This window comes from Wolbachia endosymbiont of Tuta absoluta, from assembly GCF_059414725.1.
On sequence record NZ_JBNRJY010000727.1, the window covers coordinates 1 to 416 of the forward strand.

Sequence of the window (416 nt, forward strand, 5' to 3'; positions counted from 1 at the left end):
CTTGAAAGTAGTGTGTTCGACAATGCAGTGCATTAGTTGAATACAAGAGTGCCCGTGCCAAAAGCCAAATTGCTCGTCAGGGATGAGGTTATAAGTCTAATCAGAAATTTTGAAACAGATCGATCTTCTCCGAGGGTTTCAGAATAGAAGCGGGACGCACCACTTTGGTACGGATGAATTCTTTATTTGTCGTCTGCAACGAGATCATCAGTGTGATACATGCTGCAGCTTTAAAACTGGTAAAGAAGTGCGATTCTGCGCAGTCCACATTCCCCAATCTAAACTATGACCACTACAAGCATGGCAAAAGCCATGATCGATCAACTGCGTGGCCGTTCTGGTCGTCAGGGTGACCCTGGACTTTCTAAGTTCTTTCTATCACTTGAAGATGATTTAATGAGAATATTTGGCTCTGA

The 416-nt window shown here is 43.5% G+C and carries 1 pseudogene; it reads left to right on the top strand.

Features of this window, described 5'->3' with window-relative positions:
- Nucleotides 1-318: 318 nt before the first annotated feature.
- Nucleotides 319-416 (top strand): annotated as a pseudogene (locus ACJ5GX_RS07770) (preprotein translocase subunit SecA); the annotation flags it as partial.